12 protein-coding genes are annotated in these 15,544 nt (G+C 43.6%); 5 read left to right on the forward strand and 7 right to left on the reverse strand.

What is annotated here, in order from left to right:
* The first annotated feature begins 23 nt into the window (after nucleotides 1-23).
* Entirely contained in the window at nucleotides 24-1,004 is a 981-nt protein-coding gene (locus ACFSVM_RS11395; RefSeq protein WP_177178699.1) for a YpdA family putative bacillithiol disulfide reductase, read from the forward strand.
* Nucleotides 1,005-1,100: 96 nt separating this feature from the next.
* On the opposite strand, the gene ACFSVM_RS11400 is transcribed toward ACFSVM_RS11395, so the two are convergent.
* From ACFSVM_RS11400 to ACFSVM_RS11410, 3 genes are all read right to left on the reverse strand, one after another.
* Complete coding sequence (locus ACFSVM_RS11400) at nucleotides 1,101-2,810, reverse strand: ABC transporter substrate-binding protein (RefSeq protein WP_076313829.1); 1,710 nt, start codon at nucleotides 2,808-2,810, stop codon at nucleotides 1,101-1,103.
* Between the two features lie 448 nt (nucleotides 2,811-3,258).
* Nucleotides 3,259-4,740, reverse strand: coding sequence for a DHA2 family efflux MFS transporter permease subunit (locus ACFSVM_RS11405; RefSeq protein WP_076314099.1), 1,482 nt, complete (start codon nucleotides 4,738-4,740; stop codon nucleotides 3,259-3,261).
* Nucleotides 4,741-4,798: 58 nt separating this feature from the next.
* Nucleotides 4,799-5,377 carry a TetR/AcrR family transcriptional regulator gene (locus tag ACFSVM_RS11410; RefSeq protein ID WP_076313828.1) on the reverse strand — a complete coding sequence of 193 codons (579 nt, stop codon included), beginning with the start codon at nucleotides 5,375-5,377 and terminating at the stop codon, nucleotides 4,799-4,801.
* A gap of 315 nt (nucleotides 5,378-5,692) precedes the next feature.
* Between ACFSVM_RS11410 and ACFSVM_RS11415 the strand changes: the two genes are divergently transcribed.
* Nucleotides 5,693-6,568 carry a hypothetical protein gene (locus tag ACFSVM_RS11415; RefSeq protein ID WP_379262203.1) on the forward strand — a complete coding sequence of 292 codons (876 nt, stop codon included), beginning with the start codon at nucleotides 5,693-5,695 and terminating at the stop codon, nucleotides 6,566-6,568.
* Between the two features lie 255 nt (nucleotides 6,569-6,823).
* Here ACFSVM_RS11415 and ACFSVM_RS11420 read toward each other — a convergent pair whose 3' ends face one another.
* Nucleotides 6,824-8,137, reverse strand: a complete 1,314-nt coding sequence (locus tag ACFSVM_RS11420; RefSeq protein ID WP_256702896.1) for an alkaline phosphatase — start codon at nucleotides 8,135-8,137, stop codon at nucleotides 6,824-6,826.
* Between the two features lie 267 nt (nucleotides 8,138-8,404).
* On the opposite strand from ACFSVM_RS11420, the gene ACFSVM_RS11425 reads away from it, so the two are divergent.
* Nucleotides 8,405-9,820, forward strand: a complete 1,416-nt coding sequence (locus ACFSVM_RS11425; RefSeq protein WP_090724417.1) for a catalase — start codon at nucleotides 8,405-8,407, stop codon at nucleotides 9,818-9,820.
* A 279-nt stretch (nucleotides 9,821-10,099) separates the two neighbouring features.
* Complete coding sequence (locus ACFSVM_RS11430; protein WP_083655940.1) at nucleotides 10,100-10,615, forward strand: hypothetical protein; 516 nt, start codon at nucleotides 10,100-10,102, stop codon at nucleotides 10,613-10,615.
* A 150-nt stretch (nucleotides 10,616-10,765) separates the two neighbouring features.
* On the opposite strand, the gene nhaC is transcribed toward ACFSVM_RS11430, so the two are convergent.
* Nucleotides 10,766-12,163: a Na+/H+ antiporter NhaC gene (gene nhaC / locus ACFSVM_RS11435; protein WP_379262205.1), complete on the reverse strand. Its 1,398-nt coding sequence runs from the start codon at nucleotides 12,161-12,163 to the stop codon at nucleotides 10,766-10,768.
* A gap of 388 nt (nucleotides 12,164-12,551) precedes the next feature.
* Here nhaC and ACFSVM_RS11440 point away from each other — a divergent pair, with 388 nt between their 5' ends.
* The gene (locus ACFSVM_RS11440; RefSeq protein ID WP_379262207.1) at nucleotides 12,552-13,433 is read left to right on the forward strand and encodes a PhzF family phenazine biosynthesis protein; all 882 of its coding nucleotides are present in this window, start codon (nucleotides 12,552-12,554) and stop codon (nucleotides 13,431-13,433) included.
* Here the strand turns inward: ACFSVM_RS11440 and ACFSVM_RS11445 are convergent.
* Together ACFSVM_RS11445 and ACFSVM_RS11450 are read right to left on the reverse strand one after the other, a co-directional pair.
* A complete protein-coding gene (locus ACFSVM_RS11445) occupies nucleotides 13,408-14,586 on the reverse strand; it encodes an aminotransferase class I/II-fold pyridoxal phosphate-dependent enzyme (protein ID WP_090724414.1) in 1,179 nt (392 codons plus the stop codon). The two genes, ACFSVM_RS11440 and ACFSVM_RS11445, sit on opposite strands and share 26 nt — an antisense overlap.
* A complete protein-coding gene (locus ACFSVM_RS11450; RefSeq protein ID WP_090724413.1) occupies nucleotides 14,576-15,520 on the reverse strand; it encodes a D-alanine--D-alanine ligase in 945 nt (314 codons plus the stop codon). Before ACFSVM_RS11450 ends, ACFSVM_RS11445 begins: the two co-directional genes overlap by 11 nt.
* Nucleotides 15,521-15,544: the final 24 nt, after the last annotated feature.

Genomic DNA, 15,544 nt, shown 5'->3' on the forward strand with positions numbered 1-15,544 from the left:
TTGAGTTAAGGGAGGCAATATACATGGTGGATGTAATTATTATTGGCGGAGGACCTTGCGGGTTAGCAGCGGGTTTAGCATTGCAGGAAAAAGGGATTTCCTATCTCATTCTCGAAAAAGAAGCGATTGTTAACTCCATTGTCAATTGCCCAGCCGATATGCGGTTCTACAGTACTTCGGATCGTTTGGAAATCGGCAGAACTCCATTTCTTACACAGGAAGCACGTCCAACCCGATCGGAGCTGCTGAAATATTACCGACTTGTAACAGAGCGCGAGGAGCTAAACGTACACTGTTATCAGAATGTGGTCGGTATAACTTCAAGCCCTGACTTATTCACTGTACAAGCGGTGGATGATAAAGGAAACCAGCATACATACCATAGTAAATTTCTTGTCGTTGCCACAGGCATCTATGATAATCCAAGAAAGCTGCATATACCAGGTGAGGATCTGAACAAAGTAAAATACTACTATACGGAAGGGCATTCATATTACCGACGACAGGTTACGGTGATTGGTGGTAAGAATTCAGCTATTGAAGCCGCTATTGATCTCTATCGCTCTGGAGCCCATGTTACACTCGTTCATCGAGGAGAATCCGCACATGTCGGCATAAAGCCTTATCTAATTCCTGACATTCGCAATCTTGTAGAGAAGGAAAAAATTAAATTTTATCCCTTGTCCCATGTGGAAGAAATCACCCACAGTACAGTCTCTATACGCACTCCAGAAGAGCTGGTCAGCATACCTAATGACATCGTATTTTCATTAATAGGCTATCGGCCAGACTTTAGTCTGCTCAGTCAAGCCGGTGTTCAAGTGGATGCGTTGACCTCTGTGCCCTCCTATCGAGCTGATACGTATGAGTCCAACGTTCCCAACTTGTTTCTGGCTGGGGTTGTTACAGGTGGAACGACGAATCGTGTATATATCGAGGACGGCAGATTTCATGGGGGAAAGATTGCGGACGAGGTACAAAAGAGACTGCTTGTATCCGTGTAACAGCTATTGGGATGAATACAACAGAGACAGCCGAGCATCAACATTCGGCTGTCTTCTTCGTTCCCGTTATAAATATCCTTCAAAGATTTGATATAACTACACATCTTTTCCTGTCCATAATTTAATACGCTCTTTAAGCCATTCTGTGTATTGCTGCTCCATCTCAACCGCACCCGCTTTATCAATCTCCGCCAGCATGCTGTCATAAATTTGATCAAATTGATCCGGTGATGAGACAATCGCTTCTGGAATTCGCTTGCGAATAATATCTTGTGTTTTCTGGAATATAACATTGTATTCTGTATCCGATGGAACCGGCATATTGTATGCTGCCCCCCACTCTTTCACAGGGAAATCCTCTTCCGTCGGGAACAAGCCTTTCCAAGTATCTACCCCATATGCTGCAAGGGTTTCTTTCTCAACTGGGTTATAGTTCTTAATGATTTCCTCAGGGAAGTTCGTTGTATAGTAATTACCTGTTGAATCTTTTACCCCATCACCATAACGCGCGCTGAAGATGTTATACAGACCAATTCCGGATTCCTTCGTAAAGTTTGCATTGTCGTTGTTCTTTTTCTCTTGAACCTCTGCCGGTATCTTACGAACTCCGTCTTCTACAACGTAATGTTCTCCTTCAATACCCCAATTACGAAGCACCTGGCCTTCGTCAGAAGCGAGCCAGTCAAGGAATTTAATGGCACGAACCGGATCTTCACAGCTCGTTGTGATTCCGATACCGTATGCATCCAGACCGATGCTTTGGAAATCGGCACGTTTATATGTTTCGTCCAAAGATACAGGGTAGTGACCATAGGTCTGTTCATACTTTCCGGCAGATTTCAAAGCATTCTCTGCGTCACTGTATCCCCAATCCTGGTCAAGTAACCCAAGTACGCGTCCACTTGCAATTTTAGCCTTGTACTGATCATCCTTTTGAATGAAGCTCTCTTTATCAAGCAAGCCTTCGTTGTATATTTTGTTCAACCAGCGGAAAAACTCTTTCTCCTCTGGACGCTTGTAATGTAACATCGCTTCGTAGGTTTCAGGATTAATGTAATATTCGCCATCATCCGGAGCTCCAGTTACACCGAAGGCTGGATTTGTAACCGTTATCATAATTCTCCATCCATCTGCACTGAGTGAGATCGGAATCGTTGGCTGTCCATCTTCTGTTGTTGGATGCTTTTCATAATATGCACGAATCGCATTCTCAAAATCTTCAAGGGTTTTGATCTCTGGATAACCCAGCTCCTTCACCACTTGATGCTGTATTGAGAAACCGCCTCCTGCATCGAACAAGGTCTCTCCAACTCCCGCATTCGTTGGAAGCCAATATATGGATTGATCTTCATTACTGTATTTAAGGCGATTCATTTGATCTCCGTAAACCTTCTTCAGATTCGGTGCATGCTCTTCAATGAGATCCGTAAGATCAATCATCGCACCTGCATCAACCAGTTTGGACAAGTTACCTTTAGGATAGATGAGATCAGGATAATCACCGCTTGCTGCCATCAGAGGGATCTTCTCATCTCCGCCCCCGCTTGATACATCATACTCGGCATTGATCGTTACACCTGTCTCTTCAATAATCTTCTGGCCTATTGCATCCTGCATCTTGTTCCAGTTCGGACTTGCGTCCGCTCCAAAGAACGTAAAGGTGATTGGTTCTGTCGAATTCGATTCCGATGAAGCCCCTTCATTTCCAGTACTTGCTCCATCATTCGTATTTCCACAGGCAGCAGTAAACAACATTGTGCTTGCAAGTAGAAGCATGGCAACCGTTTTTGGCGCTTTGTGTTTCATTTGCTGTAATCCCCCTTAGATAGCTTTTTTATATGTATAACAGGCATCCCTGTCTATACCGAATTGAAAAGCAAGGAAACATACATACCCTTGTAAGCCTTGAAATAAAGCGCTTTAGGAACATAATGAAATTAATGAATAGAGCATTGTTCATTGCAGTGCAGTGTACTAGAGAAAAAGAGGAAGCATTTCGGGAAATCAAATGAGGTAACGTTTTCGAACCTAAATGTAAGTGCTTTCATTGCATTCAGTGTATGAAATATCATTCAATAAGTCAATCCTATTTTTTAAAAATATTCTGCATTATCATTCACTTGGAATAATCACATCGTCATCCTCTTGTTTGCAGAAACCAAAGAACATTATGAAATGGAATCAACCTAAACTATACAAAAAAGGGAGGCTTCCAGTACTGCGGGAAGCCTCCCTTTCTATATAACTTATATGATTAATGCATAGGACCTTGACCACTTTGTTGTCCAGTAACCTGCACCCGCTTAACGAAGAAAGAGATGACTAGACCAATGACAGCCAAGATTAATGCGAATACAAAGGCATTTTGTACGCCGCTTGTAAATGCAGCGAGTTGATTCTCCGGACTTTCCGGATTCGTCACTCCACTCAAGTAGCTTGCCTGACCTGCACTCAGAATGCTTACTGCGACCGCAGTTCCGATCGCTCCAGACACCTGCTGCAGTGTATTCATAATAGCTGTTCCGTGCGGATAATACTCCGGTGGAAGCTGATTAAGTCCATTCGTCTGTGCAGGCATCATAATCATGGAAATACCGATCATCATGAATAAATGCATTGTAATAATCATAGCGAGCGGTGTAGTTGGCTCAATGCCAGAATACATAAACAGGACAGCAGCCACTACAACGAGTCCAATACGAACAAGCCATTTAGGACCAAATTTATCAAACAAACGACCCATCACGGGAGACAAAAATCCATTCAGCAAGCTGCCCGGCAATAGTACCAATCCAGCTGTCAGGGCAGTAACCGCTAGTCCCTGCTGTAAATACATTGGCAATATCAGCATGGACGATAACATCATCATCATACAGAAGAAGATGAGAATGAGCCCAATTGTAAACATTGGATACTTGAATGCCCGAAGATCCAGCATCGGCTGCTTCATTCTGAGCTGTCGGATGCTGAAGATGAGCAAAGACAATACTCCGACTAACAGTGTACCGATAACAACGGGGCTTCCCCAGCCACTGCCGGTTTCTCCGTGTCCGCCCGCACTACTAAATCCGTAAACGATGCCCCCAAAACCAAGTGTGGATAGGACAATGGAAGGTACATCAATTTTGGGTTTCGTCAATTTCGAGATGTTCGGCAGGAACATTAAGCCGCACACCAGCGAAATGATAAAGAACGGCAAAGAAATCCAGAAGATCCAATGCCAGGTCAGATTCGCAAGAATCAAACCGGAAATACTCGGGCCGCTCGCTGGCGCAAACATAATAACCAGTCCGATCAGACCCATCGCAGAACCCCGCTTCTCAATCGGGAAAATAATCAATATGGTGTTAAACATCAGCGGCAGCAACAAAGCTGTACCCACTGCTTGAAGCACCCTTGCAATTAATAGCATTTCAAAGGTTGGTGCCAACGCAGCTACCAAAGTACCTGCAATTGAAAAAATTAATGAAGTTGTAAACAATTGTCTCGTCGTAAACCATTGCAGCAGCAATCCAGACACAGGTACTAAAATACCCAATATCAGCAAATAACCAGTAGTCAGCCATTGAATGGTTGTAGGCCCTACTTCTAACAGATCCATCAGCGGAGTCATCGCTACATTAAGTGCCGTTTCTCCAAATAGACCGATAAATCCGCTGAGCAGCATGGCGAACAAAATGGGCAGTACCTTATATTGTTTTTGTTCCTGCCTCTCTTGTACAGTATCAGCTTTCATGGTAACCTCCACGGTTCCATCCTCCTCTTAATCTATAATCATTTATCTCTCTCTAAATCTACCTCGCGTTCTTTGCAACAACCGACAAATAATCTGCAGCCGTCAGCATCGGCTGTTTGTCTTGGTTGGTGAGGCTTATAATGAGTGCTCCCTCGAGCAAGGAAATGACCAATAACCCTGTTTCTCGTGCCTTCTGTTCACTAATGCCATCCTTAATGAGATTCTTGGCAATCACTTGCTGCCAATCTGCAAATACGCTTTGACAAGCTTCTCGCAGCTGATGACTGATGCACGATGTTTCGACAGCAGCCCAGAAGCTGAATGGCAAAAACCCTGTAAATCCAGCTGCTTCAGTCTCATCGGCAAGCTTATGAACGAAGAGTTGTATAGCGTCTCCGGTATTGTCGCTGGCTGCAAAGCAAGCTTCAAATTTCTGCAAAATATCCTCATTCGCTTTTTGGATACATACATGGGCGAGCTCTTCCTTGCCATGCGGGAAGTAGTGATACAACGAGCCTTTGGGTGTATTGCTTTCCTTAATAATCTGATTCAGCCCGGTCGCGTGATATCCCTGTGAAAAAAACAGTCTTGCTGCTGTATTTACGATGCATTCCTTCGCATTAGACTTCTCACTCAAGCAGAGTCACATCCTTAAGCATTATAACGATTGGTCTATATAATTAAAACCATATCATTGCTTACTGTCAAGCATTATTTTGAGAAGGGTGGTTCGCATCGTTATAGTGCGGATAACATCAAATTATTGCTCAACATGCACCATCTTACAATGCCTTTATGTATCCAGTACATGATCATAATCAAATCCGTGTTAAATCTATGGAGCACAATCTTTAAGAAGTAATTTTCCCCTACGAAAGCTTTATTGACCTCCTAATTCTTCTCCTGTAATATAAAGTAAATATTATGAAAATTATGGCGAGGAGAGGAATAAATGAGTGTACATTTTCCTTACGATGAGCCTCTGGACTTGGACTCTCTAGTAAATTTGATCCAATCAAATTATACAATCGAGAATTGGGAAGAGGTTCTATCCTTATCCGATCAGCTCATGCAGCTAGCTAAGGAAGTTCATCAAGAGCTTATAGAGACAGACTCCACGTCACATGTTTATAAAGACCATATCATCTATTACTTTGGATACAGTCATCTAATGAGTGGTCTCTCCTATCAGAAGCTGGGTGATTTCACCAAATCAAGAGAGTATATCTCCTTCTATGCCAATCTGGACTGGCTTGATGATTCCACAGAAACCGGCAAATATCTGATCGAACACTTTAAATTCTTTTCTTCTGCCAATGAGCTACAGCTGGATATTCTGGATGGCAAGAAGGACAGGCTTCCCGAATATGTACAATTCCTAGACGCTAACCCCGATCAAGTACTTCAAGGCTTAATCAATATCCTTCGTTCTGCGAATCAATTTTATTATGACGTGGACTCGATCATAACACACCTATCAAACTACGTAGAAGATTACAAGCATTACAATGATAAAGTAAAAGCAGCACATTACTTGTCCTACCAGTACCAGCTCGCACTATACCGAAATATGAATGAGGAACATTCAACCGCTATTGATATTACCCTTCATATTCTGGATGCTGCCGATGAAATGAGAAATGACAAGTATTTCAAAAAGGCAATTTCTTTGTTTGAAATTCTTAGGAAATTTGGTACTGTTTCTCAGCTCAAAACGTGTTATGATATACTCAATAAAATTCTTATGAGAGGAGATCTCCCTAATGAAAAAAGGTATTCTAGCCGCTCTGACAGTGTTGGGTCTGTTCATCTTCGTAGTTTATCCTGACTTTGTACCAAATTCAATCCAGCTTCTAGATCACGGTTCTGAGTTTAGACCTAAATAATTAACGATCTCCTTGCCAACAATGAACTACATAATGTAATGGCTATTCACGCTTATATTTTACGTGCTGTGAATAGCCATTTTTCTATTTACAATGGATGATAGTCTGCTCTTCATTGAAAAAGATCACTTGGGATTGGTATCTTCTCACCTCCCAAGTGATCTTTTACTTTCAGAGCAATGGAAATTACAGCTGGTTTATTTTCCTGGTGTAAACTTAATCTTGAACGCTTCTGCCATTAACACAGGCAAATCTGTATTCTCATGAAGTCCGTAGAATAGCTCTGCACCCGGGCCATATGCATACAGCGGTACGTCTACACCTGTATGATTAAGACTTGTCCACCCAATATTTGCCCGGGCAGATACAACTTCATTTATCGTAATCGCCGGTTGTTCTGAGGTCTTGATCAATTGAGCCTCTTCATCTGTAAGTTCAAGTGCAGTATATTCCTTCACAATCTCTTTGACATTACTGCGTGTGGAATTCAGCTTGGTAACCATATAATCACCGGTAGCCGTTACATTACGAATCACCTCAAGATCTACATCCCCTGGGCCGTTTCCTCCAACGGACATCCCTCCTGTATCATGATCCCCTGCGACGATAACCAGTGTGTTCTTGTCCTTCTTGGCAAATTCCAATACAGACTCCAGAGCCTTCTCAAATGCTTCTGAATCCTTCATAGCCCAGGCTGCATCATGATCATGACCTGCCCAGTCAATCTGACTTCCCTCTACCATAAGGAAAAATCCGTCTTTGTCCTTGTCGAGAACTTTCAATGCCGTTTCTGTCATTTCTTGCAGGCTAGGCTCATTCGTCGTTTCGCGGTCCAACTCCGGGGCCATGCCAGCTTCTGCAAATAAACCAATCACTTTGTCCGATCTTTCAACACGCTTCAAATCAGCTTTGCTTGAGATGTACTGATATCCATCCTCTTTTGCTTCATTGATAAGTGAGTCAGGGAAGTATTTTTTACCTCCGCCCAAAATTACATCAACATCGTTATCAATAAGCTGTGGAGCAATGGCCGATTCATCTGCCCGACTGGCTACGTGAGAGGCAAATACAGCCGGTGTAGCGTGTGTAATGGTTGAAGTCGCAACTAAACCAGAAGACTTGCCCTTTTCCTCAGCTGCTTCCAGGATGGTTTTGAGCTCTTTGCCATCAGGGGAAGTGCTGATCATGCCGTTATTTGTTTTTACACCTGTTGCAAAAGCGGTGCCTGCTGCAGCTGAATCTGTAATCTCAGAGTTTGCAGAGTATGTACGATGCATGCCAACTAATATCGAATCCAGTGCTGTTTCTTCTCCTTTATACCAACGGTAATTCGTTGCATAAGAAGCAGAGAAACCATCCGGAACCATAAAGATGACATTATCGGCTTTTCTATTATTATTCTGATTCCCCTTTGCATCTAAGATGGGTAAGTTACTTCCGGCAGTTATTGTGCCAAGAGTGATTGCAGATGCTGCCGTAATCGTTATTGCCTTTTTTTTAAATTTGTTCACTATTATTCCTCCTTTAATTATCAAATCTATTAAAATATAAAGCTGAAGTATTAACTCTATATTTTCTAAACGTTTTCTCATTGTAATAATATCGTCGTTATATTTTCTGGATTGAGATCGAATTATTTTGTAAGCAGAGTCCGATCTGCAGTACTATTTCTATCCATGAAAGAATAAGGATGAAAGAACGACAATCTGCATTTAAGCATAATATATCAACGCTATTTCGTTATTCACTTGTCAACTTTTGATTAGGAGGCTTGAATGATGGACGAAAACTCTACTAAATCAAATTTCTCTCGAAATCCTTCTACAAACGAAAATCAAGGATATCAGAATACAGGAGCAGGCTCGAAATGGGCTGGCGACATTCCCGCCGAGCTCCATTCTCAAACAGTCGGCAGCCGGGGACCCGTACTGGAGCAGGACAATGTATTACATGAAACTCTGGAAACCTTCGTACATACTAAAATTATTGAAAGGCCTGTACACGTCAAAGGCTACGGTGCTTTCGGATACTTTCAGACGGTAAATTCGATGTCGGCATATACTAAGCTGCATTTTTTACAGCAGCCTGGGCAGCAAGTCCCAGTCACGGTCAGATTCTCGCTCGCTGTCAGTAACAAAGGAACTCCTGACACTTCCCGTAATGTAAGAGGCTTTTCAACTAAATTTTACACAGAGGAGGGTGTCTTTGATCTTATTTGCAACCATATCCCTGTCTTCTCCGTGCGAGATGCTATCCGCTTCCCAGAATCAATCAAAGCGTTTCTTCCTTCACCAGTTAACAATCTAATTGATCCTGAACGATTCTGGAGTTTTGTAGCAAGGGCGCCGGAGTCGATGAACTTCCTGGTTTGGCTCTACTCCGACGCCGGTACGGTAAAGAGTCTCCGTCATATACCGGGAAACAGTGTGAATACATATGTTTGGAGAAATGCACAGGGTGTACGTACTTATGTTAAATACTGCTGGATTCCTTTAGCAGGCGTGCAATATATCGATCGTCAAGAAGCAGCTCGAATTGCATGTGAAAATCCAGATTATGCAGGGAAAGACCTCTATGATACCTTAGCCGCAGGAAAAACAATAGAGTATGGATTGTACGTTCAGCTGATGAATCCTGCAGATGAAGCGATTCTGCCTTTTGATCCCCTTGACGACACGAAGGTGTGGGATGAACGGCAATATCCTTTGATACCAGTCGGCAGGATGGTATTGAACCGCAATCCAGATAATTATATGGAACAGGTTGAAAAAATCGCGTTCTCCCCTTCAAACTTGCTTGAAGGCGTCGAACTCTCAGATGATAAAATGCTGCAAGGTCGTGCGAATATTTACTGGGATTCACAACGCCGAAGGATCGGTCCTGATTTCCGCAGTGTTCCTGTTAACCATCAGCAGAACTGGACCACCGATGAGCTTATTACGAGCGGCAATGGCAGATTTGTTGAGGGTCATTTGACGAGGTCTGATATACCGAAGCAAGATGATTTTACCCAAGCAGGTCAATACTATCTAAGCCTGCCTCCTGTACAGCAAGAACATTTAGCAGATAATCTCGCCGCGGATCTTGAAGCTGTATCTCAAGAAACGACGAGCATCGTTCTTGGCTATCTCTATCAAGCCTCTCCTGAGCTAGGTGAACGTGTCGCAAGGCTAATTCAATCACAAATTAAATAGAGACTACTTTTTTCTGTGTAAAATTTAGTTTGACTACAACCATAGTCCAGGTCTGGACTATGGTTGTTTGCATGTTGTTGGTATGAAATTAGTGATCTATACATCAATTCATTCCTGCGAAAAGCTCTGTATCATAAGACTATTAGAGTATAGAATAAGACTAAAGTATTATTTTTGTTTTTATGGAATTATTTTGCTATTTTCTACTTACTTCGACACTCGATACATGCTACATTATCTCTGGTTTTAAATATAAATTACGATATGGAGGATGATGATGTGAAGTATTTGAACCAATCGAAGTCGAAGTGGTTGATTGCTGCGGTTGCAGCTCTAACATTAACAGTGGCTATTCCCATTTCATCGGTTATGGCTGAGGATTCTGCAGCTGAAGTCAGACAAGTAGATAAATCTGCTGTTGCAGCACCTAACGTGACCATTATTCGGGCCAATGGTGAAGTTATTTCTCCTATGGCAGAAGGCGAATGGGATTATCTCGGTCAGCGATCTACCGTATCCTCTCAAAACCCTACAAACTATGTCCACTCTGGTGGTGGTGATTTCAAATTCCAAGTTGCCAGCGGTCCAAGTGGTGGCACTTGGTATCAGTTACGTGAATATGATCCAGGCAGTAATGCTGACGAGCTTGTAACTGGTTACGAGTACTTGTTGTACCCTGGCGACACGCTTATCTATAGGGGAATCGGAAGCTATGTAGATGGTGACAACAAAAAGGCAGAATTTTATGTATACGAAAGCTTCAGCGGCTCCGGCTCCGTAAAGTATTGGGACTAAGTCAAACAGACAACGCGTAAACTAGCTCAACATTACTAATATATATGCAGCCGCAAAGAGCCACTAATTATTCGTTGCTGTAGATTCCCTCACAACAGATAATAGTGCTCTGTATTCGGCTGCTTATATATTAACCATTAGACGACTTCCTTATTTCTGTGTATCTTTGATGGATTTCGGCAAAGAGATGCCTGTAAATCCATAGAAAACAGTTATTAATGGACATAGCAAGCAGAACAGAGCAAATGGTGCATATTCCACAACGGAAACTCCCAGCACAGAAGCAATAAACACACCACATACACTCCATGGAACAAGGGGATTCACTACCGTTCCCGCATCCTCAAGCACACGTGACAAATGCTTTGGTTCAAGCCCTGCCTTCTTATAGTAATCTTTAAACGCATTTCCGGGCAGTAAGACCGACAAATACTGCTCTCCAATAATAAAATTGACGGCTACAGCCATTCCTGCGGTAGAGCAAATGAGGATCGAAACACGATTTAAGAACCGCTGTACGATAGACAATAACGCAGGTATAATTCCAAGTCTGAACAGCAAGCCTCCCATACTTAACGCGAGCAGTATAACAGACACACTGAACATCATACTTTCTATTCCGCCTCTAGTCAGCATGGAATCCACATCCTCCACACCACTGGCAGATTGGTAACCAGAATAGAGCAGCTCCAGCATTCCTTTCATTTCCATGCCATTACCCGTCCAGATGGAGATGATTAATGCCGACAACGTACCTCCCAGCAAGGCAGCGGTAACAGGCACCTTCATAAAAGCAAGCAACGCAAGGATGACAAATGGAAGAAGTGCATATCCGTTAACAAGATTCAACTGGATCAAGGTCTCTTTTACCAGCTCAATCTGTTCTATACTTGTACTCGTTTGTTCAGGAGACAGCACTAGGAATACGATGAATGATATAATAAATGCAGGAATTGTCGTCCAGGCCATATTTTTAATATGATCAAATAGATCCGCCCCCGCTACCGTAGCAGCAAGGTTTGTTGTATCTGATAGAGGTGACATCTTATCCCCAAAAAATGCTCCTGAAACAATGGCTCCTGCCGTGATTACCGGTGACATATCCAGTGCCGTACTCGCACCTATGAACCCAACACCCAAGGTTGCTGCCGTCGTTAGTGAGCTGCCAAGACTAACTCCGATAATAGCGGTAACTAGGAAGACGATCGCATAGAAGAATCTACCCGACACCAGCTCAACAGATAAATAGATGAAGGTCGGAATCGTCCCACTAGCCATCCAGCTGCTGATCAGCATCCCGATGAAAAAGAAGATCATGACAGCACCAATCCCGGATTTAGCCCCATCTGCCATGGCTCCTTCCAATTCTTTGAACCCCACCCTCTTTATAGCACCGTAAATTAACAGAAAGGCAATACCGGACATTACTGCCATATGAGGAACTGCTTTAACTCCAATAATTAGGTACCCAAGCAGTCCCATTAACAGAGCCGTTATCACTACCGCTTCTATGGGATGGATCTTTAATACCTTATTTTCTTGATTCATATTTGCCTCCATATCAAAATCGTAATGCACATCAACATAAAAAAAGCCCCTTCGCTTTAGTGACGAAAGGACTCATTAGGCTCCGCTCTTATCGCGGATGAATAACTTAGAACTCCTGCTCTCTGTAAGCTTGTTACCGTCTAGGTGCGAAATAAATCCATCGGTTGACGACAAATTTCATTATCCTCTTTTATCACTAAAATGCTAAAATGCTTTTAAGCGTTAAACCGTGTGTGCAGACATCACTTTACACTAATTCATTACTCCTGTCAAAAATCCATTGACATTTTGGACAGCGAGCATAGTAGTAAAGGTACTCTAAGCTAAATGTCGATTATTAGGATCACAAACGATTATAACGGACGTCTTACAAATTACTGGAGGTTATATGGGAAATATAAAAGTTTTTCATTACGATGCATTTAGCCATATTCCTGGTATGGGGAATCCAGCCGGGGTTGTACTGGACAGTGCTGATCTGACGGAGGAGCAAATGCGACAGGTGGCTGAGCAGGTAGGATTCAATGAAACCGCGTTCCCGATGAAGTCGGAAATCGCTGATCTGAGAATTCGTTATTTTACACCTGGACATGAAATCAATCTATGCGGTCATGCCACCATGGCATCCATATATGCGCTGCATTCATCAGGCATGCTAGGGGATAAGATGAATTTTACGATTGAAACAAAAGCCGGCGTCCTGCCGATCAGACTTAATCTGGAACAGCAGCAGTTATATATTACGATGAAGCAGGCAGCTCCCAAATTCCACACCTTTCATGGCTCCCTTCAAGAACTGGTGAATTCGATCGGAATTGAAGTCAGCGATATCGATACAGATATCCCCATCGTCTATGGCAGCACGGGAACATGGACCTTAATAGTCCCGGTAAAAACCCTGGATGCGTTCAGGCGGATGAAGCCTGAGAACAATCTTTTTCCAAACGTACTCAAGGAAATGCCTCGTGCTTCTATCCATCCGTTTTGCTTACAGACCTATGATGAAGCTGCTCATATCCATGCCCGGCATTTCTCATCCCCGTATTCAGGTACGATCGAGGACCCGGTTACAGGCACAGCTTCTGGTGTATTGGGGGCTTACTATGCAAAGTATATCAAGAAGGAATTAGCTTCAACGTTCGAGCTGCTCATAGAACAAGGACAGGAGTTAGGTAAGGATGGCCGAGTAAGAGTAAATGTGACCGGCGGCGACACGATCGAGATCACGGGCAGTGCGGTTTATGTCAATGAATTCCCTGTGTTAATCTGAGCCAGCGGCTGATTCTTTCCAATGCTTCCTCCAGCTGAGCGAATGAAGAGGCATATGAGCATCGGACGAAACCCTCGCCGCCACTGCCAAACACTTGACCAGGGACCACGGCTACTTTACCCTCGTGGAGCAGCCTGCCTGCAAACTCCTGAGAACTCATTCCTGTCAACGTAATGTCTGGAAAGGCATAGAAGGCTCCCTTCGGTTGCCGGCAGGACAGACCCATTTCACTTAAGCTCTGAATGAACATTTTTCGCCGCTCATTATAAGCACGCTTCATTGCTTCTTTTTCTTCATGTCCGTTCCTTAGACATTCCATTGCGGCAATTTGCCCCATAATAGGTGCACATAAGGTCGTATATTGGTGAATCTTAACCATTTCCTGCAGGAGCTGCTTAGGTCCGCATAAATAACCTACTCGCCATCCTGTCATCGCGAATGCTTTGGAGAAGCCGCTGACCACCAGCGTTCGTTCTCTCATACCAGGCATTGATGCGATACTCTCATGATGACCATCATACGTGAGTTCAGCATACATTTCGTCCGTAATTACGATGAGGTTATGCTGTATTGCCAAGCGTACAATCGGCAGCCAATCTTCTTTCTTCATCACTGCACCTGTGGGATTACTAGGAAAATTGACGATCAAGGCTTTCGTTCTTGAAGTAATGGCCTGCTCTAGTAACTCTTCGTTCAGTTTAAAATCGTGCTTATAGAGCAGCTCCAGCTCAATCGGAACGCCACCGTTTAAACGTACAAGCGGTGAATAAGCCACGTAACCTGGCACAGGTATGACAACCTCATCACCCGGTGTTATAAGTGCGCGCAGTGCCAGATCAATTGCTTCACTACCGCCAACGGTGACGAGAATCTCATCTATAGGATCGTAGCTCATGTTAAAATACTCGTTCAAATATTCAGCAATTTCTTCCCGAAGCTCCATGAGTCCCTCATTGGGTGTATACATGGTTTTTCCATTGTTAAGTGCCTTAACACATGCTTCTATTGCTCGCTTAGGTGTAACGAAATCAGGTTCTCCAACACCTAGAGAGATCACCTCGGGATCTGCTTCGGCTGCGTTAAAAAATTGGCGTATTCCCGACGGAGGCATCGTCTGTACGACAGGGGATAGGAATCGGTTCTTAAGATTCATTATCATCGGTCCCCCCAATACGTACATTCTCTTTGCTTCTTTCCTTCAAGGAGGCTGTAATGATTCGATCCAGCAGCTCTTCGTACTCTATGCCAGCTGCTCTGGCGCTCTGCGGAAACAGACTCGTTGGAGTCATTCCCGGAAGCGTATTTACTTCTAACACATAGACCAATCCGTCCTTCAGCATAAGATCCACCCTGGCATATACGCTGCATTTTAGGGCCAAGCAGCATTTTAATGCCACGTCACTCACCTCGTTTTGCAGCACATCTGTGAGTTGAATGACCTGCTCCTCCGCTTCCCCTGCCTCATATTTGGACACATAGTCAAAAAACTCAGCATTGGGTTTAATCGATATGATCGGCAGAAGCTCACCGTCTAATATAGAGCAAGTTAGCTCCTCTCCTTCTATATACTGCTCTATCATGACATGACCGTCCCACTTCAATGCTGTTGCTACTGCTTCCTCAAGAAGCTCAGCCGAGCGAACAATTTGAGTTCCGATGCTCGACCCGCCGCTATTCGGCTTGACGACGACCGGAAATGCAATAGTTTCGAAATCTACGGTCGCCAGCTCTTCCAAGCTGCTAACATTCATCCAGTCCGGTGTACGAACACCTTCTTGCCTCAGCAGCTTCTTGCTCATGTCTTTATCCATACAAATACTGCTGGAGAGAACGCTGCTTCCTGTATATGGAATCCCCAATGTATCCAGGGTGGCCTGCACTCTTCCATCCTCACCAAAAGCTCCATGAAGTGCGAGCAGAGCGACGTCAATCCCTTCTGTCTTCGTGATCATGTCACGCTTATCCCTAATCTCAATTGGTATCGGACTATATTTGGATTGGTCCAGATGAACCATCATTTGCTTGCCTGTTTGGAGTGAAACTTCTCTTTCGGAAGATACTCCGCCCATCAAAATGCCAACCTTCACAACAATACCTCCCTTGAATTCATA

This window comes from Paenibacillus shunpengii (assembly GCF_042684905.1).
GTDB classification, from domain to species: Bacteria; Bacillota; Bacilli; order Paenibacillales; family Paenibacillaceae; genus Paenibacillus; species Paenibacillus shunpengii.